The sequence below is a fragment of the Nocardia sp. NPDC004168 genome, assembly GCF_040610355.1.
Taxonomy (GTDB): domain Bacteria; phylum Actinomycetota; class Actinomycetes; order Mycobacteriales; family Mycobacteriaceae; genus Nocardia; species Nocardia sichangensis.
The window spans coordinates 16,776-37,662 of sequence record NZ_JBEXME010000033.1 but is presented as its reverse complement, the minus strand read 5'-3'; the positions used below and the strand labels follow the sequence as shown (position 1 = coordinate 37,662).

The 20,887-nt window shown below is 63.5% G+C and carries 17 protein-coding genes and 5 pseudogenes; 14 read left to right on the top strand and 8 right to left on the bottom strand.

Annotation, left to right across the window (positions count from 1 at the left end; genetic code table 11):
• Positions 1–52 precede the first annotated feature (52 nt).
• Both moaC and ABZW96_RS33145 read left to right on the top strand, forming a co-directional pair.
• Positions 53–490 (top strand): annotated as a pseudogene (moaC, locus tag ABZW96_RS33150) (cyclic pyranopterin monophosphate synthase MoaC); the annotation flags it as partial.
• A gap of 101 nt (positions 491–591) precedes the next feature.
• Positions 592–990: a molybdenum cofactor biosynthesis protein MoaE gene (locus tag ABZW96_RS33145; protein WP_355080214.1), complete on the top strand. Its 399-nt coding sequence runs from the start codon at positions 592–594 to the stop codon at positions 988–990.
• Between the two features lie 104 nt (positions 991–1,094).
• Here the strand turns inward: ABZW96_RS33145 and ABZW96_RS33140 are convergent, their stop codons facing one another.
• Both ABZW96_RS33140 and ABZW96_RS33135 read right to left on the bottom strand, forming a co-directional pair.
• Complete coding sequence (locus ABZW96_RS33140; RefSeq protein ID WP_355080212.1) at positions 1,095–1,805, bottom strand: hypothetical protein; 711 nt, start codon at positions 1,803–1,805, stop codon at positions 1,095–1,097.
• Positions 1,806–2,007: 202 nt separating this feature from the next.
• Positions 2,008–2,901 carry a dihydrodipicolinate synthase family protein gene (locus ABZW96_RS33135; protein WP_355080211.1) on the bottom strand — a complete coding sequence of 298 codons (894 nt, stop codon included), beginning with the start codon at positions 2,899–2,901 and terminating at the stop codon, positions 2,008–2,010.
• Positions 2,902–3,227: 326 nt separating this feature from the next.
• On the opposite strand from ABZW96_RS33135, the gene ABZW96_RS33130 reads away from it, so the two are divergent.
• Positions 3,228–3,851 carry a DUF4254 domain-containing protein gene (locus ABZW96_RS33130; RefSeq protein ID WP_355080209.1) on the top strand — a complete coding sequence of 208 codons (624 nt, stop codon included), beginning with the start codon at positions 3,228–3,230 and terminating at the stop codon, positions 3,849–3,851.
• A 623-nt stretch (positions 3,852–4,474) separates the two neighbouring features.
• Here the strand turns inward: ABZW96_RS33130 and ABZW96_RS33125 are convergent.
• From ABZW96_RS33125 to ABZW96_RS33115, 3 genes and pseudogenes are all read right to left on the bottom strand, one after another.
• The gene (locus ABZW96_RS33125) at positions 4,475–4,717 is read right to left on the bottom strand and encodes a hypothetical protein (protein ID WP_355080207.1); all 243 of its coding nucleotides are present in this window, start codon (positions 4,715–4,717) and stop codon (positions 4,475–4,477) included.
• Positions 4,718–4,762: 45 nt separating this feature from the next.
• The gene (locus ABZW96_RS33120; RefSeq protein WP_355080205.1) at positions 4,763–4,957 is read right to left on the bottom strand and encodes a hypothetical protein; all 195 of its coding nucleotides are present in this window, start codon (positions 4,955–4,957) and stop codon (positions 4,763–4,765) included.
• 1,437 nt (positions 4,958–6,394) lie between these two features.
• Positions 6,395–7,168 (bottom strand): annotated as a pseudogene (locus ABZW96_RS33115) (IS5 family transposase); the annotation flags it as partial.
• A gap of 333 nt (positions 7,169–7,501) precedes the next feature.
• Between ABZW96_RS33115 and ABZW96_RS33110 the strand changes: the two are divergent.
• The 4 genes and pseudogenes from ABZW96_RS33110 to ABZW96_RS33095 all read left to right on the top strand — a co-directional run bounded on the left by ABZW96_RS33110 (position 7,502) and on the right by ABZW96_RS33095 (position 10,359).
• Entirely contained in the window at positions 7,502–8,329 is an 828-nt protein-coding gene (locus ABZW96_RS33110; protein WP_355080204.1) for a glycosyltransferase family 2 protein, read from the top strand.
• 579 nt (positions 8,330–8,908) lie between these two features.
• Positions 8,909–9,126 (top strand): annotated as a pseudogene (locus ABZW96_RS33105) (hypothetical protein); the annotation flags it as partial.
• 154 nt (positions 9,127–9,280) lie between these two features.
• On the top strand, positions 9,281–9,607 hold the full coding sequence (locus ABZW96_RS33100; protein ID WP_355080202.1) for a hypothetical protein: 327 nt from the start codon (positions 9,281–9,283) through the stop codon (positions 9,605–9,607).
• 290 nt (positions 9,608–9,897) lie between these two features.
• On the top strand, positions 9,898–10,359 hold the full coding sequence (locus ABZW96_RS33095) for a PaaI family thioesterase (RefSeq protein WP_355080201.1): 462 nt from the start codon (positions 9,898–9,900) through the stop codon (positions 10,357–10,359).
• 193 nt (positions 10,360–10,552) lie between these two features.
• Here the strand turns inward: ABZW96_RS33095 and ABZW96_RS33090 are convergent, their stop codons facing one another.
• Positions 10,553–12,898 (bottom strand): hypothetical protein, encoded by a 2,346-nt coding sequence (locus ABZW96_RS33090; protein ID WP_355080199.1) that lies wholly within the window; start codon positions 12,896–12,898, stop codon positions 10,553–10,555.
• A gap of 1,085 nt (positions 12,899–13,983) precedes the next feature.
• Between ABZW96_RS33090 and ABZW96_RS33085 the strand changes: the two genes are divergently transcribed.
• The 6 genes and pseudogenes from ABZW96_RS33085 (at position 13,984) to ABZW96_RS33060 (ending at position 17,990) form a co-directional block, all read left to right on the top strand.
• The gene (locus ABZW96_RS33085; protein WP_355080198.1) at positions 13,984–14,262 is read left to right on the top strand and encodes a hypothetical protein; all 279 of its coding nucleotides are present in this window, start codon (positions 13,984–13,986) and stop codon (positions 14,260–14,262) included.
• The gene (locus tag ABZW96_RS33080) at positions 14,263–15,018 is read left to right on the top strand and encodes an AMP-binding protein (RefSeq protein WP_355080196.1); all 756 of its coding nucleotides are present in this window, start codon (positions 14,263–14,265) and stop codon (positions 15,016–15,018) included.
• Between the two features lie 35 nt (positions 15,019–15,053).
• Positions 15,054–15,271: pseudogene (locus ABZW96_RS33075) on the top strand (MbtH family protein).
• A gap of 418 nt (positions 15,272–15,689) precedes the next feature.
• On the top strand, positions 15,690–15,986 hold the full coding sequence (locus ABZW96_RS33070; protein ID WP_355080195.1) for a hypothetical protein: 297 nt from the start codon (positions 15,690–15,692) through the stop codon (positions 15,984–15,986).
• A 21-nt stretch (positions 15,987–16,007) separates the two neighbouring features.
• On the top strand, positions 16,008–16,544 hold the full coding sequence (locus ABZW96_RS33065; protein ID WP_355080193.1) for a transposase family protein: 537 nt from the start codon (positions 16,008–16,010) through the stop codon (positions 16,542–16,544).
• Positions 16,545–16,796: 252 nt separating this feature from the next.
• On the top strand, positions 16,797–17,990 hold the full coding sequence (locus ABZW96_RS33060; protein WP_355080191.1) for a glycosyltransferase: 1,194 nt from the start codon (positions 16,797–16,799) through the stop codon (positions 17,988–17,990).
• An 869-nt stretch (positions 17,991–18,859) separates the two neighbouring features.
• On the opposite strand, the gene ABZW96_RS33055 is transcribed toward ABZW96_RS33060, so the two are convergent.
• Together ABZW96_RS33055 and ABZW96_RS33050 are read right to left on the bottom strand one after the other, a co-directional pair.
• Entirely contained in the window at positions 18,860–19,054 is a 195-nt protein-coding gene (locus tag ABZW96_RS33055) for a hypothetical protein (protein WP_355080189.1), read from the bottom strand.
• A gap of 109 nt (positions 19,055–19,163) precedes the next feature.
• On the bottom strand, positions 19,164–19,658 hold the full coding sequence (locus ABZW96_RS33050; RefSeq protein WP_355080188.1) for a hypothetical protein: 495 nt from the start codon (positions 19,656–19,658) through the stop codon (positions 19,164–19,166).
• A gap of 145 nt (positions 19,659–19,803) precedes the next feature.
• Between ABZW96_RS33050 and ABZW96_RS33045 the strand changes: the two are divergent.
• Positions 19,804–20,719: pseudogene (locus ABZW96_RS33045) on the top strand (IS982 family transposase).
• Positions 20,720–20,887 lie beyond the last annotated feature (168 nt).

Sequence of the window (20,887 nt, the reverse complement as noted above, 5' to 3'; positions counted from 1 at the left end):
TTGGGAAGTGTGCTCGATTTCTCGGGTCGGGTACGCGGATATGCTGACGTGTATGGCCGACTTGTCTTACGTCGACCGGGAAGGTGCCGCGGGGATGGCCGAACCGAGCAGTGAGAACGACACCGTGCGTGTTGCGGTCGCTGTCGGTCGTTTGCAAACCACCGCGCAGGTTGTGTCGCTGGTTCGAGCCGACAATTTACCAAAAGCGGATGTGCTGTCCACGGCTCGTATCGCCGGAATTGCTGGGGCCAAGAAGGCTTCTGAACTGATACCGCTCTGCCATCAGGTGGCTTTGTCCTCGGTTAGGATAGATTTCGGCTTCACCGATACCGAGATCACGATCCGGACATCTGTTCGGAATGTTGGGTCCACCGGAGTCGAGATGGAGGCACTGACGGCGGCGGCCATCGCCGGAGTGACACTGCACGACATGGTGAAGGCGGTCGACCCGTCGGCAGCTCTCTGTGGCGTGCGGATAATCGAGAAGGACGACCGGGAGTTCGGAATAAAGTGACACAGTCAGAAATACATTCAGCTGATCAGAACCACGAAGCTGTGCCGACGGCGAAGTCGGGCGTTCGACTTGCGCGTATGAGCGATTCTGTTCTCGATCCTTGGAGTGTCGAATCGGCCGTCGCTGGACCGAATTTCGGTGCGGTAGCGGTCTTCGTCGGGAAGGTGCGCGACCATGATCGTGGACACCGTGTTGCGGCCCTCGAGTATTCCGCGCATCCCGAGGCCGAGCGGTTTTTGCATGCCGTCTGCGCCGATGTCGCCGGGTCCAGCGGATTACCTGTCGCCGCAGTGCATCGCATCGGCGATCTCACCATCGGCGATCTCGCCGTCGTGGTAGCCGTTGCCGCCGCCCACCGAGCCGAGGCTTTCGCGACGTGCGCGGACTTGGTCGAGCGGATAAAATTCGACGTACCGATCTGGAAGCGGCAACTACTGGCCGGGGGCTTGTCGCAATGGGTGTACGCATGTGAGTGAATCCGTTGCGGGCCCGACCTGAACGGACTGGTCGATCGACCGCAGGTGGCGCCGCGCAGCACCTGTCCGGCCAGGGCCTCTGAAAGTCGGCTCGGCATCGGCGGTCACGGATGTGCGTGTATGTGCCGTGCCTTCCACCAATCCTTCCGGCTTCGTGGACCCACAATCGCGAAATCTATGTGCAGGCCGGTGACTTCCCGACGCGTGTTTCGCGTTGCTAAGACGGGGTAGATCCCATTCCTCACCCGGCAGACGACCACGTAGTCGCCGAGTTCCGGGTCGGAGAGCGGTGCGACACACGCCGGAGTCTGCGTGTGGACGAGGTGTTCGCCCACTGCCGCAACTACCTCGTCCGCGTCTGCGTCGTCGGCTGCGTCCGCATCCATAAGTCCGAACAGGCAGTTGTCGACGTAGACGAAACTATCCGCCGGCTGCCCGTGTGAGGCCGCGCCACCCTCGGCGATCCAGGGTTCGATCGTTGCTCTCGGCGAATCATCGAAGAGAACACTCAAATAGGCTGGAAAGCCGAGCTGTTCACCTGAAGGTGCGGCTAGAGTGAGCCAAACTTCGTGCAAGCCGGTGGGTACCCGACCGAATACCGTGATCGAATCGTGCCAGACTTCGCGTGGCACCCGCCCGCCGATATTTACGCGGAGCTCGCGCGGACTGCGTGCAGCGATCCGGCACCCGGTCACTCGCAATCGTCCGAGAAGGTGTGGTCGCAACTCGAAATGACTAGTGGAGCTGTCGGACTCGGCCCCTATGCGGGGGGCGATCCCTGCGCGCAGCGCATAAAATTCCTCTGCCCTGAACATGAATACAGATTATTGCGGTTGGATTCAGCCTCGGCTTCTCATCATTGGTGAACCGGATGCTATGCGGGTGTCGTTCTCGCATCGTTTGCGAGCTACCGACGGCTGCCTGCGAGGCCCCTGCGGGTCCACGAGGTAACAGAGGGTTCGTCGAGCGAGATTGCGGTTTCTGCGGATCTGTGGTAAGTGCTGTGCGAACCGGGATTCACATCCCGGTGATCAGTTCTGCTAATTCTGTACCGGCCATTTTGCTGAGCGGTTGTTGCGGCAGCCTGGGGTCGCCCGCATCGATGCCCAATGTTCGCAGCCCCGACTTGATGGTGGCAGGCTTCGCATGCCCGGCAATGGTGGTGAACAATGGTATCAGGCGATAGAAGAGATTGACGGCGGCATACAGGCTGTTGGATTCGAGAAGACGCCACAGGCGGACCGCCGACTCCGGGACGAGATTTGGTGCGGCGGTGCACCACCCGGTGGCGCCCGCGCGGTAGGCGTGGAGTAACTGCATATCATTGCCACTGAACAGTGAAACCGCGGTCCCGGCGAGTTCGGCGAATTGATGCATCCGCTGATGGCTGGTACCGGCTTCCTTGATCATGGTGATGTTTTCGACTTCGAAGACGAGGTCTATGAGGAAGTCTGGCGTTAGATCGATGCCCGTGGCGAGGGGATCGTTGCCGACCATCACAGGAACGTCGGCGGATTCAGCGACGGTGGCGAAGTGCCGCAGGAGCTCACCTTCATTCAAGCGCCAGCAGGCGATGGGGGTGACCATGATCGCGGTGACGCCAGCCTGCTGGGCGAAACGTACTCGCCGGACTGTGCTGGCCGTGGTGACATGAGAGACGTCGACGACGACAGGCACTCGACCCGCGACGTGCTCCGTGCAGGTCGCTGCTATCCGGCACCATTCAGCTGGTTCGAGATACGGGCTCTCGCTGACGGATCCGAGTAGTTCGATCGCATCCACGCCTGCGCCGATAATCCTGTCGATCATGCTAAGCATGGGGCCGGTGTCGATTGTGGCGTCGGCGGCAAACGGGGTCACCAGCTGTGCGGTGATGCCCGAAATCCTATGGGCGTCCCCAACTTGGCTCAATAGGTTGACATCCTTTCGAGTACCGCGAACGGGCATTTGGCGTGCGGCGTTCCTGCTCCTCGCCGGGGCACATGACTACAGCCCTCGCCCCTGTGGGGCAGGGCTCGATGGTCGCGGTTCGGCTGTATCGAGCAATCTCCGCACGGCGGGTTGGTGATGACTCGATCTTGGCGCGCTTTCCACGGAGTGGCTATGGGGGAAAGTCCTACGATAGTGTCGACAGGATACGGGTTTATAGATTTACCATAGCTGGCAATAGTCCATGCTTGGAATACCGGGCGGTTCCGAGCTGTACGTTATCGGAGGCCGTCTGTGAGGAGGTTTCCATGTTCGGTGTGAACGTAGTCGGCCGACACATCCGCAATACACGGTTGCCGCATCCGCAGCTGTCTCCGCCGCCTGGATCAGAGCGTCGCAGTACATCCGAGGAGCGCGATCGGGAAAGCGGCACCACCTCTCTCCGAAAGCGTCAGGAGTTCAGAATATTCGGTGCGCCGGCCCGCGGCGGTGCGGTGTCGGGTGACGTGCTGCCGTCCGCTGGCGAACTGGTCCATGCGATCCGTCGCAACGGCGAGGTCGATCATCCGATGGCGCGATGGGCTAGCGAACTTGCAGAGCTGTACGAGCGCACGGATGCCGAGCCGGAGCGGCACTGTGCCAAAGAGCGTCGCGTAGATGTTGTGCATCATATCGATTCGTGGATGGAACGGCATGTTCCTCAGCATCGCAATGGTGCTGTCCTGCATACCGAAACGCTCGGATCGGTAGTAGCTCGAATCGCCGCCGCGTCTGTAGAGGCCGACAAGACACTGGCCAACCTTCGGCCTGGAGATCCAACGGTGCATGCGGCGTGGTGCCGCCTCGCCGAACTCTTGGACGCCTATACCGACTTGATTACGGAGGTGCTGACCGGCCGCAGGCGCCTGCCGACGTTCGCCAGCGTGCAATAGCTCGTATCGGGTCGTCAGAGCGTGCAGACAGCTGGTGACGGAGTGTCGCTGTCTCCGGAGACCCGAACATGCCGATCGAGTATTGTCATTACATAGCGCTGGGTTGAGAATGGTATCAGGTCATCGGTGTTGCGACCAAGATCGCTCCATGCTGCGGTCGCGATCATCAGTTACCGCGCAGTCCTTACTCTGCGGACGTATGCGGCCGCGGTTCGCATGGACGGGGATTCCGGCACGATGCCCCCGCCCATCCTGCTCGGATCAGGGTCTCGCCGATGAGTGCGAACCCGAGTGCGACGGAATCTGCGATGGAATCGTGCCGGACTGTCAGCGGGGTTGAATTCGACTACGGCATCCGCTTCGACGTCCCGAAAGAGTTTGAACGAAGTCCGTAGAATGCATTCGGACGACGGCGAACTGAACATCTAGGAAGCCCGACCGCGAATTCGTCGTTTTGTTCCCGATGCCGCTCGTGATCTGGGAACTTGTGCCATTGCAGCCGACGGTTTTCTCGGCCCGTCAGGACATCTTTCGGTAGAGCCCGTCGAGGCTCGCGCTCACCGCGGCCGAGCCCACTGATCTACGAGCTCACCGATTCTCTTTTTCGCAGAGGGCCTGGGCGATCAGCACGTGGGCACGCCGGTGGGGGCGAACAGCTCGAGAGGGTAGGTCGGGAACTCGTCTTCGAGCCGTTCGATGCGCCAACGGATCTGGTCGATCACGGCGGTGTGCGTGTCTGTTTCGAGCCGCTGTAGCTGGTGGATCAGCTTGCCGATGTGGCCTTGAAGGCTGGCGGGTTTGCGCGTCTTTCTCGGTGCCGCGCGCGTCCGGGCGCGGTGGTTCACCAGAATCGGGCTGCCAGGCATTGGAGACTTGCTGTCTGCTGAACCCGGTGATGATTCTCGATCGGTTCAACGGGTTCGGCGCGGCGTGCGCTTGGTGGTGCGGCGAAGCTCGGCAGCCCGGGCGGCTGGGCAGGCGCTAGGCGGGCCGGAGACGGTAGCGCACGCGACGCAGCCCTCGACGGCGCCGCTCAGGTGCGCATCGACGTTGCGTATGTCGAGGGCGACGACCAAGTCGAGCCCGCTGAAGAGGTTGGTGTACATGGTGTTCGGTTCCTCCGGCTTCGTGCGACTACGGGTAGGCGATCGTCCGGCGCGGTTTCGATACAACACAGCATTGTCGCCGGTTGGCTCCTGTGGAATCGGGTTCGAAGTCGCAGGCACGCTCCGGATCGCCGGCGGCATCAGCAGAAGTGGGGCCGCCCCCGAGCCGCCGTGCCGGCGCCGATTCGGGGGCGGTGATCACGAGGAGTCTTGTCCCGCTGTGTGCGGTGGTTGTCCAATCCAACAGAACGCACCTGCGACACCAAAGGTCGGATCAGAAGGCCCTTGGCGGCCCGCGGTGGCGTGCGACTCGCTCGTAAAGATCAGGCTGAACGGTTGTCACCGGTCACGAAGAGGTCGTTGGTGCTGGTCGGTTACTTCTCTCGTGAGTTGGGTGCTTGTCGGGGGCCTGCCTGACTAGGGGCCGACCTCGTTGTCGACCACCCGACGCCGTTGTCGGGGGCAGGTGTCCAGATGACGTCGTTGTCATCCACACACAAGGTTTCCGTATGAGCGTGGGCGTGCGTAATGAGGCATTTCCCTACTTCGGTACCCGTGAGTTGATGCGCGTGGGACGGACGAACTTCGGTAGGACCCGCGAATGCTTTCCATTGGGTTGCGGCCGACCTCGAGGCCGCATGCCTGTCGGAATCGGCCGCGACGGGGCGTCCAGTTGGCTGTTCCGACAGGCTGTCGGTTGGATCCGCGCTGCGGTTCGGGCCGCAGATGTCTGGCCGAATCGACTCCCTGGACCGACCTTTCGCACAGGCGATCGAATGACCGGTTCGGCATCGGCCGGATTGGTCCGATACATACATCTGATGATCAGCTGTTACCGATGACGGTGGCGTGACCTCCCTCGGCTCCTCGTTCACCGATCGAAGCCTGCTCTCGGAATTTGTGCCGCAAAGCTCCGGCGAGCGGTGGAGCCGCCCACTCCGGCTCCCTGCCTGGAGGTGTAGTGCCGACAGCCCTCACGCGCGTGGCGTGCCCGACTCGGAAGTGGGATCTGGACATGGCGATCGAGATCCGCCCCGGAGCGACAATCCGGACTCACAACGCTATGGCGCTCCGTAGAGGCGATCCGAACTGCTGAGTATCGGCCGACGGGCGGATCCACCATCGCCGTCGGCTGATGTCCGCGGACATTTGCGGTCAGATGGCCGGCAAGATGATAGGCATCTCCCCATGTTGTTCGAGGCGAAGGTGTAGGAGAGTCGTGAGGTTGGCAAAGCTGTCGAGTCGCTTGATCGGGAGAGTTCGCGATCCAGTTCACGCGAATCGACACGCAGGCCCACAGCCTGTCATTCACTGACGCGCCAGGTTTTCTGAGATCACGCCACGCTCGGCGATGCCGCAGCGCTCGAGTGGATCTTCTACGTTAGTGTCGGCAGTCGGGTTGTGGTGCTCAGAGCTCCTGGTTCGGTTGCGGAGTCTTCGCCAGCAGATAAGGGCGGCGGCGAGGTCGAGGAGTCCTTGGTGGATGTCGGTGCGTCGTTCCCAGCGGGTGGCCAGGCGGCGGTACTGGTGCAGCAGGGCAAGGGATTGTTCGACGATCCATCGCCCTGTCACCTTGTCGTGGGTGCCGCGACGGGGGATGTAGCCGGTGATACGACGTTGCCGCAGTTCGGCATACACGCGCGGATAGTCGTAGCCCTTGTCCGCGATCAGTGCCTTGATCCGGTGGCGAGGCCGACCCGTTCTGCCGCGCAGCGGCCGGACCCGGTCGAGCAACTCCGGCAGCATCAGGTGGTCGTTGACATTGGCACCCGACAGCGCGACCGCGAGAGGTAGCCCGTTCCCGCAGGGAAGGATGTGGTGTTTCGAGCCGGTCTTACGGCGGTCGACCGGGCTCGGACCGGTCGCGGCGCCCCTAATTTTCGCCCGCACGTGCGAGGCGTCGGCGATGACCCGGTCGAAATCGATCAACCCGGCGCTGTTGGCGTGGGCGAGCATCGCCTGGTGCATCGCCTCGAACACCCCGGACGCTTGCCAGTCCCGCACTCGCCGCCAACAGGTCATGCCGGACCCGAATCCGAGTTCCTGGGGCAGGTCTTCCCACCCGATCCCGGTGAACAGCACGAACAAGATCCCCTGCAACACCAGCCGGTCGTCCATCCGCGCCGGCCCCGGCGTACCCGGCGCCCGCACCGGCAGTAGCGGTTCGATCACTGCCCACAACTCGTCATCCACGACCCACGGTGCCGCCACGACGAAACATACTGCACTGCAACAGGAGTCAACGCCACCCGGACGAACCTGTCAGGAGCTCATAGGACCAGGCGGTCAGCCCGGGCTCGTACCGTAGGGATTTCCCTCATACCAAAATCGGGTGACGCGGTGCAATCTTGAGCCGGTCCGTGACTGAAGTTCGTCAATAGCGACGTTCCGAAGGTCAGCGGAGGCCGCTCGCCGCGATCACATCGTGCTGATGGTGTGGATGTTCGTGAGAACGAGTCCTGAGATATCGGGAGGAAGTTGGCGCGCTGCTCCGACCTGAATATATCCAAATGAAAGCAGACAGATCTGGATTCCTCTACGATTTTGTCGGTCGTCGTCCCTGTGCTCAACGAAGCCGCGGTGATCGAACACGCCCTGATACAGCTGATCGCGCAGGAGGCTGTCGACGAGGTGATCGTCGTTGACAACGGCAGCGATGATGGCACCCCCGGCATAGTCCGAGGTTTCGCCGCTGCTCATCCGAAGGTGGAGCTGATCCACGAGCCTGTGCGAGGCATCCCGGCCGCGCGAAACGCCGGATTCGACAAGGCTCGGGGCGAGTTCATTGCCCGTACCGATGCGGACACCCTCGTCGCCGACGATTGGGGTTCCACGATACGCGAGTTCTTGACCGCACACCCCGAGAGCGCCGCAGTGACGGGGTTGTGCACCTATCATGATTCGCCGGTCGGCTTCTTCCTGAAGTTCGGTCAAGCGGTGCTGTTGCGTTTCGGCAAGCTGGGTGGCCAGGTAGGCAACATGTACGGGCCGAATATGGCTGTGCGTCGTGACGCGTGGTTACAGGTCCGGGAGCATACGCAGGTACGCTCCGATGTCGCCGAGGACCTGGACCTGGCACTGTGTCTGGTCAAGCGCGGGCTTCGGATCGACCAGCTGACGAATATGCGTGCGCAGACTTCCTCGCGTCGTCGGCGTACCAGTCCACGTCGCTGGTGGCAGTTCCAGCTGATGGGTTTGCGTACCATCCGAGATCACGGGTTCGTAGTGCGGCCAGTGCATCGGGCCACCATCGTGGGCGCCTGGTTGGCCCATACTGTGCAGTGGCCGATCTACCGATTCTGGGACTTCGACCGGCGACGGTTCAGCTTCCGTCCCGGCGCCGAGCGTATCTCCGCAGTCGGCGACTCATAAAATCAAACGAGAGTAATGGTGATCCCAGCGGGATGCACACTACCCCCGATCCGCTATTTCGAACTCTCGTCCCAAGCCATGCGTGACCTCCCGAGCCTCCTCGGCCCCGCGGCCGACCGGCGCCGCCGACCAGCAGTGGCTCTATAGGTCATCTGCGACACCGGGTCCCGACGGATCTCGACACAGGACCGATTCGTGCGAATCGATACCGACGAATTTCGACACCCGTGCAGGTAACACCGCACCACGAGGTCGGGGCCGTCGGGTCGGATGCCCCAACCGAGTTCTTGGGTTCGGTGTCGGGATTCGTCTGTACGCCACATCGTGCCGGGCAGCGGAACGGTGTCCGAACTGGCCTGTAATCGGTGCTGGAATACACCTGTCCAACCACCAACGACTACCCGAACTTCGTCCTATTTTGCGCCGTCCAGTCCCCCTTCTAGCAAACACCCCGGCGGCTTTCCTGCAGATCGCGGCGGAAGCTGTGCATCAGTCCCAAGACTGTCGAAAGGCATCTCGCGGGCGTTCGCGAAGCTGGTGATTCCTCTCGAGCTGTCGGTTGTCAGGGGACGGGTTCGGGCACAATACTGCCGGGGTGCGATCCGCGCCCGAGGTTACTTCCCCAGCGAACATGCCGCTTGAAATGCCTCTATCTGATGACCCGATACCTCGACCCCACCGGACGCGGCAAGGCGCGATGGGCGATGAGGGGGAAGTCCGCCCTCAACGCATTCGCGATCACCTTCGAAGGCCGGATCACCCCGCTTGGACCCGGCCCCCAGGGCAGGGCGACCTAGAGAGTTGTATCCATCTCTGACAGAATGAGTTTCGATGCGTTGGGCATTTCTCAGCGTTGGCGACCAACTACCCTTCTCAGGTCAGGTCAGGTCAGGTCAGGTCAGGTCAGGACTGAACTGGCTACCTGGATCCAGGGGGATGAAAATGCCCGGTTTGGAAGAAAGAATCGCGGGTGTCCTCGCAGTGCTGGAACGGCTCGATCGCACGGCCCCGGTGGTGGTCGTCGACGAGATCGGCCGGCGTGTAGAGGACCTGAAGCACGAAGTGCGCACCAGTATCGCCGACGACCAGCAGCGCCGCCGCACGCTGCTGAGCCAGATCAGCAAGGCCAGCGAGTTCGTCGCTGCGGCTCGGGAGCGCGGCGAACGAGCCCTCGACATCGCCGTGGCCACGCTGCAACGGGAGCTGCACGACGCCGAGCACCCGAGGATCACCAGCCCGCAGAAGCGACGCCGACCCCAGCCGGGAACCCAACGATGACCTTCGGAGACTTGCATCAGGACCCGTCTGCTGCTGCCGGTAGAACGGGCAAATCGACGACTCTCATGGGCCGGGCACGACGAACACGAGCAGGTAAGCGACACTGGCGTAAGAACTCTCGGTGCCGCCGGGGATGGTCGCCGCGAAGGCATGGCCAAGGCCCGCGCGAAAGGCCGACTCAGCTGAAACCACAGCGAGTCGAACGCACTGGCGAAAAACACAGGGACGGCTTGTACACCGGCAACCTGGGTACAGGTTGTCGTCAGAATCCAGTGAGACGGTTCATCGCGGTGGCCACACCGGCGCGGGACGAGACGCCCAGCTTGGCAAAAATCCGACTGACTGCGGCCTCCGAGCGCGGCTTACGTGATAATTTCGGCGTCGGCGCGTCGCTGGGCATTCGACTGGAAGTGGCGGATGAGGGCTACACCCGGTACCACCTCGACCCGAGCCTCGCCACAACCACTGGCATGTTCACCGTGCACGGCGGTGTGCTGGCGACCCTGATGGACACGGCGATGGGCAGCGCGGTCTTCACGAAACTCGGCGACGGCATGGCGTATACGACGCTGGAATTGCAGGTGAACTTCATTCGGCTGGTGATGCTCGACGGCTCGCGGCTGACCTGCGAGGCCAACGGGATGCACGTCGGACGGCGTACAGCCGTCGCTGAGAGCCGGATTACCGATGCCACCGGTCAATTGATCGCGAACGGCACCGCTACTATCCACATACTGCATCCGCAGCAGTGAAATCGAGCGCTCCTCCGCCCCCGGGTGGGTGCACGAGATCGCAAGTTTCCTTTGCTGCTTGCAGCGCGCACAAAGTGAGAAGGATCGGCAGCCGTTTCATGCCGAATCCATCACGATATGCCACAGTGCGGATCGGCCGAGCGGCATCTCGTGGTGCGCTCAGGGTACGTTGCGGAACATTCTCCTACGGATCTCACGGAACTGGCCCCACGTCTGATGTGACTCCGTCGAGATTCGAAAGCCGCCTTGTCGATCGCATCAGTGCCTGACGATTCGTGTCATTTTGGTCGCCGAAGTACGTTTGCGCGGCCGCTTGGTGCTCCACTGCGAGGCGGCGGCCGATATGCTGGCGCACGTCTCGTCCGGCATTGCGCCAATCGTCAGCGTTGATCTCGGCCCGCAGCCGATGCTCGTCGTCGACCAGGGAGATTCCGGTCGGTGCCGTCGGCTCGAACAACCGTCGGACGAGGGGATGGTCGTTGGGTATCGGGTTCATCGGCGCGGTGGAGTGGCGTACGAGGTTGTCGGCCGCGATGACAGCCTGCGCCGCGAATGCCGGGTGCGCGGCGATGCCCACGTGATTCTCCACGGCTGAGGCCGCGGCGATGGCCTTCTGCAGTGGTGCGAAGCCGAACGGATTCTGCGACATGCTGGCTTTCTGGACCGCCAGCGCCCGCTGGGCGTCGACCACCTGCTGATCCGTGGCATGCATCGCCCGCAGAATCGGGGCGATCATCGAATCCGGAACTTTACTGTCGCCCAGACCATCGAGAACATTCGCGACACCGAGAGCCGAGGTGATTCCACCTTCCACGCCCTGCAACCTCCCGGCCGCTTTGAATCGCCAGTTCGACCGAGCGAAGTCGTTGTACTCGTGCATCTGCCGCATCATCGGCGAGGTGACGAAGCTGTCCAGCTCCTTCCGCTTCTTCCGGCGCGACATCGGACTGAACGGGTTCGGAGTCGCCGCGGCCAGCCATGCGGTGGCCGGGGACATGTTGACAGTGTTGAGCGCGGACAATCCGGTGATCAGCGCAGCGGCGGGCATCGAGGATTTGGACTGCGCTCCGCCCATCCCCAGTGCTGGGCCGCCACCACCGCCCGAGCGTGCGGGTCCCTGGATCGCCGACGCGAAGCGACTTGCCACCCAATCGTTGCCCCTGCTCAGGCTCAGATGGAGTTTACGTAGCTGGGATATCGCGATCACCTCGATGGCGCCCGCGACGATGATCACCGCGATGACTTCCCCTCGGGCCTGCTGAAAAAGGTTGCCGAGGAACAGGACATAGACGCCGATGAAGATGGTGTAGGCGGCCATTCGCGCCGCGGCGACGAAGCCGTCGACGATATTGCGCACCAAGAACGTCTGCGTCGGCCCGTACACGAATCCACCTGCTGCGAAACCGAAGAGTGCCATGAACCAGTGGTAGATCGCGTCCATCGCCGCCTTCATGACCTTGATGCCCAGATATGCTGCGAACACCAGCAGGATCCCACCGCACAGCAGCAGCAGTAAGCCGGTGCCCACCTGGCCCATGCTCGGATCGGTGGTCTTGGCGTGCGCGGCCGCGTCGCCGCACGTTTTCAGGCCGTTGCGTATCCGGTCGTCGTCGCCGGCCCGGATGCCTGCCGACCAGGCGGCGCGGCACGACGGGCTCTCGTCCACCACGTGCCCGAAGTTCCACATCTGCACGGGAAGCCGTGCGAAATTATCGGCGAGCGTTTCCTGCATCGCCGGGATCAATTGGGAGGGATTCGGACTATTGTGCCCGTTCAACCCCGCGGCCACTGAAATGCCCAGATCGCGGCCCTGGGCCAGCAAGCCGTGCGAGGACAGCACTTCCGAGAGAGGCTCGGCCAAGTATACCGGCCCGAGCGCTGCGACCGCGATCATCGTCACGACCTGCACCGCGGCCTTGGCGTGGTATCCGCGCACGATGAACCAGGCGACGAAGAAGGCGCCGACAGCCGCTGCTGTCACCAGCATGATCGGCGTCGCGATCTGCCCGGTCAGTGCATCCGCCACGCCTCGTAAGGCCGCCGCGAACCAATCCATCCAGCGGAAGCTCAGCGCGTAGCCGATCAGCCAGATCGCCGAGGTTACGATAGTGATGTAGCCGATGAACTCCAGCCCGAGAATCGCCCACAGGATGGTAGCGCCCGGATTCAGGGGGCCGCCCCGGTCGGTGACGAACGAATAGCTCGACAGGGGTACACCGAACGAATCACGAATATTCATCCATCGCAATCCATCGTTCGCCGACGATCCTCCGGTGTGCGCGTATGCAACCGCGCCGACGATCCCTGGAAAGACCAGCAATGTGAACAACACGAAGATGACCGTGGTGATTCGACGCCAGCTCTCGGTGGTGAGAGCGCACGCCCTCCAAGATGCCAATGCTGCAGACAGATCCCACGAAGTCAACGGTGCCCGCCACTCGTTCGATGTTGACGTGTGGCGGATGCGCTGATCAGTAGAGTTTCTCACCAGACACCGCAGACATCGAGATGATGAGCAGACGGTAGGGTGAGGATTCACGCTACCGCCACCCGTGTTGTCGGGCGCAGCGTGGTGATGGTTCGAACGACGAAGCGAGCACCGAACCGATCAGCGCCGCAGAGAGTGTCGAGATTCATCGTTGTGTCCAATCCGGCAAAGCGGCAGTTCAGATTCCTCGTAGCGCGCAACGACTACTAAGGGACGGCTGCTGCGCCGTCGACAATCTTTCATGCCCCCGGTACGGTCGGCATGGGGGAAATCCCTACGTTCCAGCGATCCTAATGAACTGTGGTGCAACCTGATTGAGCAGCGAAGGCCAAGTCCCGATATGCGTCAGCATGTCTCGGACTCAGGAGATTATGTGACGGCTCCCCACGGTCCTGCGTCGGTTCGCATCCACGTCCACGTGGTCGACAACGAGTCGGTGTCCTGTCGAGGACGCGTCAATTCAAGGTAGGGGAGGAGCGACCCCGCCTGATGCCGCACGCGGCGCACATAGACTCGCATTGAACCGATCCGATCGCGAGCCATTGCGAATGAGCCTCTGCGACACAAGCGCACAGGGGATCTCATCGCACACCGATTGGATTGGAGTCCGCGTTGGCGCGATGCGGGCTGGTGCGGGCCCGCGGATACGGCCGATTCGCTTATATGCCGCCCAACGAGGTACATTCGTGTCGTCAAACTACTGAGCGATCGGTGGAGAGGCGCGAATACCCCCGAACGAGCCCCGGACCGGCGCAGACCGGTCCGGGGCTCGATTGGTTCAGAAGCACCAAACTCCAGATTTCGTCGTCCGACGATCGACGGTCGGAGGATCGGAGACTTCCTCGGTGCGGGATTCTCTCGGCGTCGATCAGGAGGGATCAACCCGTCGCGAGGATCCGCGATCCAACGGCGCGCCGAGGGCAGCACGTTCGCTGCGGTCGAGGAAACATCCTCCTACGGAGCCGAAGCGGGCATCCCGGTCGGCGAAGTGCGCCCGCCCTCACTCAAGCAACAGCGCCGCCGTCGTCCCCCTCGACACGGGGCTGCCCGGCGACGTTGAGATCAAGATCGGCCTTACCGTCGGCGGTTCACCTTCGGCCGACTCCATCGATTGGCTGTCTCTCGACGATCCCACCGTGGTCGCCGAAATCGCCGCTGAATCACCACGCCCAGTCACCTACGCCGACCGCACCCGCCCGTTGCACGGCACCGACGCAGCGTTCGTCGGGGAGCAGACGCTCAACTACGACGATCTCGCCACTGCCGCCGCTCAATTGCGCGACCGGGACGAACTCACCTACGAGTCCGAGATTCCCTACCGCGGCGAACCGAGATCCTCCGCCGTCGTGACCGGCCTGGTCGCCGCCGGGACCGTCGGCGCGTCGGTCGTCCTGTACTCCGACGAGGAGGTATAGATGCTTGAGGCGCTGCTGGCCGGCGAGGACGAGGTCGCCTTCCACACGCTGGATCGGCGCTTCTCGCAGCTCGCGCGGGTGCTCATCGACCGCGGCGCCGGACCCGGCGACGTGGTCGCGGTGACGCTGCCGCGTTCGGTGTATGCGGTCGTTGCGGCTTGGGCGGTGCAGAAGGCCGGTGCGGCATGCCTGTTCGCGGGTGACCTCACCGCCGAGGAGCTGACCGTGGTGGGCGCCGGGTTCGGCATCAGCTCGTGCCGGTGCTCGACAGCGGCATTCGCTGGCTGGCACTCGACGACGCCCACGTGCAGCAGGACATCGCCGATGCGGCTGCGCACCCGGTTTCGTACGCCGACCGGGTCCGCCCTGCTCGGCGAGGAGCACCCGGCGTTCGTCGTCACCACGGCGGACGGGGTGGTCGCAATCACCCAGTCCGAGGCACTGGATGAGGCCGAACGTGTGCGCGAGGAGCACGAGATCGACTACGCGTCGACCACGTACACCATCGCGCTGTCCGGCCGCCCCCCGCTGCTGGAGTTCCTGACCTCCGCCGCCGCGGGCGCCCCGTCCGTCGTGCCGACCGGTGACTTGGAAACCGACCTTACCGAGGGCGAGGTCACCCATTGGTTCACGGCGCCGGACGAATCGACCGACGCCGCTGGCGAGAAGATCATTTTCGGAACGCGGAGTAGAGACGAGACCGCTTCTGCCGGTGCCGCGCCCGAAACGTTTGGCACCAGCACTTCTTATAGATAGCAGCATTCCCACCCAATACGCAGGCAGGAAACGAGATGATTAACCCGTTCGACGACGACGACGCCAAGTTCTACGTCTTGATCAACCGGAAGGCCAACACTCCCTATGGCCGGTCTTTGCCGTTGTCCCGGGCGGCTGGTCCATGGTCTACGGCCCCGCCAGCCGCAAGTCCTGTCTGGAGTACGTGGAGACGCATTGGGTGGATATGCGCCCCAAGTCGCTCATCGAGGCGATGTCCACAGACGTGGGGTGACCACCTGCGCGAGCGGCGCGCTGGTCGACATCCCTGCCGACCGCCGCGCCGCCGCACTTTCGGAAACTGGAACACGACGATGCGCCCGACGACAATACCCATGGCCCCAGCCACCAACGGTGGCGGCGACAGAGTGGCTGGTCGTGTCAATTATCGACACTGTGCCTGCGGCAGCGCACTCGGAGCGTCAGAGGTGATGTTGCTGTTGACGATATAGCCGGTGTGGATAGCCGGGGCGATCTTCACTGCAGTTGGGAGAGGACCGACGTGGATGGCTCGGTGACCGCGTGGGTGACGCCGTCGATCACGAACACGGTGCCAGCAGCCCTATTGGTGACGTAGGCGGTGTGGGAGGCCCAGTCGATCCCATAGCCGCTAGGCTGTGACCGACAGGGATGGTGGCAGTGACGGTGGGGGAGTGAGCGGCTTCGATTACCGACACTGTGCCATCACCCTTGTTGGCGATATAGCCGGTGTGGGAGCCCAGGTCGACTCGTACTTGCCCTGGTTTTTACCGACTGTGAAGGCAGAGTTTATGCTGGCGTGGGTAGTGCGTGGCCGTTCGGGTGAGGTGGGAATCGACCCGACCACCCACACCGCCTACGTCACCGCCGACACCGACGGCGGCATAGGCTATGTGATCGACACACTGAGAGATCGAAGACTCTGGCGCACTTCGGTGATCTTGTGCAGCGGTCTCGGAGTGCTGCTGTGATTTTCGCTGTAGAAGCTGCTGGTGATAGCGAGTGGTGTGGAGTCGGTGCTGCGGGTGTTGTTCCCGCATCTGGCCAGGGTCTGTATCGACGGGGTGGAGGTGCGGGGGTCGACGGTCCGGTTCGAGGCGCGGACCAGCTCGGTGACCGGGGCGTGCCCGCAGTGCGGCAGCGAGTCCGATCGGGTGCACAGCCAGTACGTCCGTCAGTTGGCCGATCGCAGCGTCGGCGGCCGGGAGGCGCGAATCCAGTCGCAGGTGAAGAAGTTCGGCTGTCTGAACTCTGTTTGCCCGCGCAAGATCTTCGCTGAGCAACCCGATGGTCTGGCCGGGCGGTATCAGCGGCGCAGCACAACGCTTACGGATCTGCTGACCAGGATCGGGCTGGCGCTGGGCGGCCGGGCCGGGCAGGAGAGGCCTTCGAAGGAGCGATCGTCGGCGTCGCGGTATGGGTGTCATACTTCCTCGCTACATAGGAACGGAAGTCTTCCTCCTGGTCCGTCGCGACGCACAGACGCTCGGCAAGGGACTTCTCGGCCTCCGGGTGGTGCCAGCCAGTGAGTGGGCTCGCCCCGCTTGGAGCTGAAGTCATCCGCGCTGCGGATGCTGATCAAGACTACGGAAACCGTTGAGGTGAGCATCACCACAAGAGCGACCGGATGTGATGCACAGGTCGTTTTCCCAAGGGTGGGGACGGCCGTGGTGTCGCGGCGAGTTGTTGCGGCTCGATGATAGTCGGTATGAGCGGCATCGTTGACCTCGTTCGGACCGAGTGGAGCCGTGTGAATCCAGCGACGGATCGTCGGTGATGACGTGCGGGTGTTGCTGACGGCGAGCGGTTCGCGCGGCGATATCGAGCCGATGTTGGGGCTCGCGCTGTGGTTGCGGGAATTCGGAGCCCAAGCGGGGGTGTGCGCGCCGCCGGATATCGCCTCGCGTTGCGCTGACCTCGGGGTGCCGCTGGTGCCGCTGGGGCCGTCGAAGTCCGGTTCGCGAGGCGGGAGGCCGTCGCGGGCGGAGCTGTTGCGGTATGTGAACGACTGGCCCGCGATGCAGTTCGACACGATCTCCACAGCGGCCGCGGGATGCGACGTGGTGGTGGCGACCGGCGTGACGCAGATGGCGGCCCGGTCAATCGCGCAGAAGCTGGGCATCCACTACCAGTTTGTGAGCTTCCAGCCAACCAGCCTGCCTTCACCCCATCATCCCCCGATGCCGTTGCCGGGCGATCGACCCGCACCGGAGGCGATCGGCAACCAGCTGCTGTGGGAAATCGACACCCACGGCTGGAACGCAGAGTTCGGCCACGCGCTCAACACCGGCCGGATGGCGCTCGGGCTACCGCCGGTTGCGGATGTACGCGACCACGTCATCACCGAGAGCCCATGGCTGGCCGCGGACCCGGTTCTGGGTCCATGGTCGCAGTCGCCGGGTCTGGACGTCGTGCAGACCGGTGCCTGGATCGTCCCCGACGACCGCCCATTGCCTGCCGAGTTGTCGGCGTTCTTGGACGCGGGCACACCACCGGTGTACGTCGGGTTCGGCAGTATGCCGATGCGCGCCGGAATAGCCAGGGCAGCGATCGAGGCGATCCGCGCTCACGACCGGCGTGTACTGCTTTCTCGTGGTTGGGCCGAGTTGGCTTTGATCGACAACCGCGAGGACTGCATAGCCGTCGGCGAGGCCAACCATCAGGCGCTCTTCGCTCGGGTCGCCGCCGTCATCCACCACGGTGGAGCGGGCACGACGACAGCCGCCGCCCGGGCAGGCGTGCCGCAGGTGGTGGTGCCTCAGATGATGGACCAGCCGTATTGGGCGCGCCGGGTGGCCGATCTCGGCATCGGCGCGGCATTCCAGGACGCTGACCCCAGCACAGCGTCGTTGTCCGCCGCTCTCGACATCGCATTGACGTCTACCACTCGAGCGCGCGCGAGCGCAGTGGCCGGCACGATCCGTGCGGACGGGGCAACAGTGGCCGCGAAACTACTGATCGACACGATCAGTTGAGGCAGTACCCACGCAGGTCCCGATGCGGACTGGTTTCGGATTTGTCTGGGCCAGGGGTGTTTTTGCCTCTCGGGCACACCAGCAGTGGGCGGATTGGGTCGAGCACTGGTATGCGACATCCACTCTCACCCCAAAGGCCCGCGGCATCTTCCGTGGTGCCATGGCGAAGCCCGGTCGGTGGCTAGCCGCTGAGCATTCCGAGATCATTTAGCCTGGTCAGTGGACCCGGCAGACCTGCGCAGCTTGGGGCGCGGCGATGGACCGCCTGAATGTCGGCGACTACGCCCAACGCACGGTCGGGCTGTCCAAGGGGTCCGGCAAGCCGCTGAGCCCGACTGCGGGTCGGCTGCATCCACACGATTGCCCCCTACCTGGGCAGAGTATAAACATGACGACCGGTCGGTAATGTTTCAGCGCTGGGAACACAGCGCCGAGCCGGCACCGCGCTCGGAGCCGCCCATGCGGGAAACGGTTGCACCCATCCAGTGGCCGTGCCTACTGTATGTCCAATTGGGGTACGCCTCAGCGCTGTGACCCGCGGCGGAAAGTGGCGGTGTTCTCGGGCCGTTGAGTGGCAATCCGGTGAGCACGGTCAGGTGTCGCCGATGACGAGGGTTTGACGACGTCGGCGGTGATTGTGTGGAGTTCGTTGATTCTCATGGTGTGGTGGATCTGGGCGAACAGTCGCTGCAGCGGTCGGAAGTTGCCGCCGGTGATGCGGGCGACCGCGGCGATGGCCTGGGCGTCGGTGAATCCTGCATTCCCGGTCGATCTCGCGGCAGATCACCCCCAGCGATCGCCGCTGCCTACTCGAGTACCGCGCCGACAGCACTGTGCGGACGATCGCCTCCACCTCATCCGGTCACCGCTCACCGCCCGGCCGCCGCTGGACTTGCCCGGCTGGAGATGACGCCAAACCCGCACCAGCCCGCCAGCGCTTCACCAAGCTCATATACCTGGCGGCGCTTCAACCCCAACCGGGCAGCGGCCTGGTCCGCAGAGGCCGCGCTGATCCGTTCCATCTCGGCGAGACGACCGATCACCTCCGCCCGATTGACGGCCACCTGCCAACGATCCTTGTGGCACAGCGAACATGCCGCGATTCGTATGTGCATGGCCGGGTGTGCCCTAGATGGGTGATTCCAAGGGGTGTGGTGGATCTCCGGTCGGTAGTCAGGACAGGGGCCGTCGCGACAGTGTGTTGGTCCATTCGCGTTGCTCGGGGGTGTCGGGGACGGTGAGTCCACGAGCTTGTTCGAGTCGGTTCCATGCCGTGTCGGGGTCGGTGCCGTTGATGACGAGGAGCGCGGCGGCCAGCAGGGATGCGCGGCCGATGCCGAAGCGGCAGTGGGTGAGGACGTGTGCGCCGTCGTTCAGTTGCGCAGCGAGGTGCTGGAGGGTCGGCAGCACGCTGGCCCGGTCGGGGACGCCGCGGTCGACGATCGGGATGGAAACGAATTGCAGGCCCGCCTCGCGTGCTGTGCGCTCTTCGGCTCCGAGGTCGCACTCGTAGAGTTCAGCGGCGGTGAGCGCGCAGACCAAGCGGTCGACACCGGACGCCTTCAGAGCGGTCATCTCGTCTTCGAGCCACTCTCCGCCGCGTGGCTTGGCCATGATGCTCAGCCGTCCGGGACCCCGATGGTCAACGGTGTAAAAGTTGGGGTGCATGCGCATGTTCATTGCCTCAGGTTGTGGTGGTTGCTTGCAAAAGTCGGCATCGCGAAGCCAGGCTGATCATGAGAGATGTTGCCGGGCAAGGGTTTTGCGCGCGTTCCGGCGTGATTTCGGGGCGAGGGTGCCGTAGATCAAGGGTGTGAGCAATGACATCGACACCCTCGCCACTGCACTGTATGTCACTACCGACAACCGGTTGACCGCCCGCCCGGATCTGCGGCCGTGGCGACCGCCGATCGGGTTCGCCCCACGGTTGACCGACGCCGAGCTGGTCACCCTGGCGGTGATGCAGGCCTTACTCGGGTTCACCTCCGAAGCCCGCTGGCTACGTTATGCCCGCACCCATCTGCGACACCTGTTCCGGTATCTGCCTCAGCAGCCCGGCTACAACAAGCGGCTGCACAACGCCGCCGGCCTGATCCGCACCGTGATCCGCTTGCTCGCCGCTGACACCACCTTGTGGACCGATGACGTATGGGTCGCCGATTCCACCCCGGTCGAATGCGGCCGGTCGAGAGAAACGGTGAAACGCTCCGACCTGGCCGGATGGGCCGAATACGGGTACTGCGCTGCGCACTCACGCTACTTCTGGGGGCTGCGGCTAAATCTGATCGCCACTCTCGGTGGCGTGCCGATCGGGTTCGCCCTGGCCGGAGCCAAGGCCGACGAACGCGAGGTCCTGCTCGGCATCCTCGACGCCGACCCCGTCTTGACGGCGACCCGGCCGCATCAGACCTTGATCGCGGACAAGAACTACTTCGGCGCCGGGTTCGAGACCCATCTGGCCGACCGGAGCCTGCGCCTGCTGCGCCCGGCCCGCAAAGGCGAGACCGAACGGGCCGGCGCCGGCCTGTTCAAGCCGTTGCGACAGGTCGTCGAATCGATCAACCAAACCCTCAAAGCCCAGCTCGACCTGGAACCGGCACGGCGGCCGCACCCCAGCGGGCGTCGCCGTTCGTGTCCTACAACGCCTGCTGGCCCTCACCGCCGCGATCTGGCACAACGACAAAACCGGCGCACCCGTACACCGGTCGCTGACCGCTTACGACCACTAGCAAAGTCAGGCAAGCAGCACCACAACCCACCCGACCTTGGAATCACTCATCTAGCCAGGGATGCCGCGACCGGCCGCTGATCGAGAATCGACTCTTCGCATTGACGGATCGCCCACCAGTCGATATGCCCCTGTGTGGACCACGGTGGCATGCTTCGGGTTCACAGTT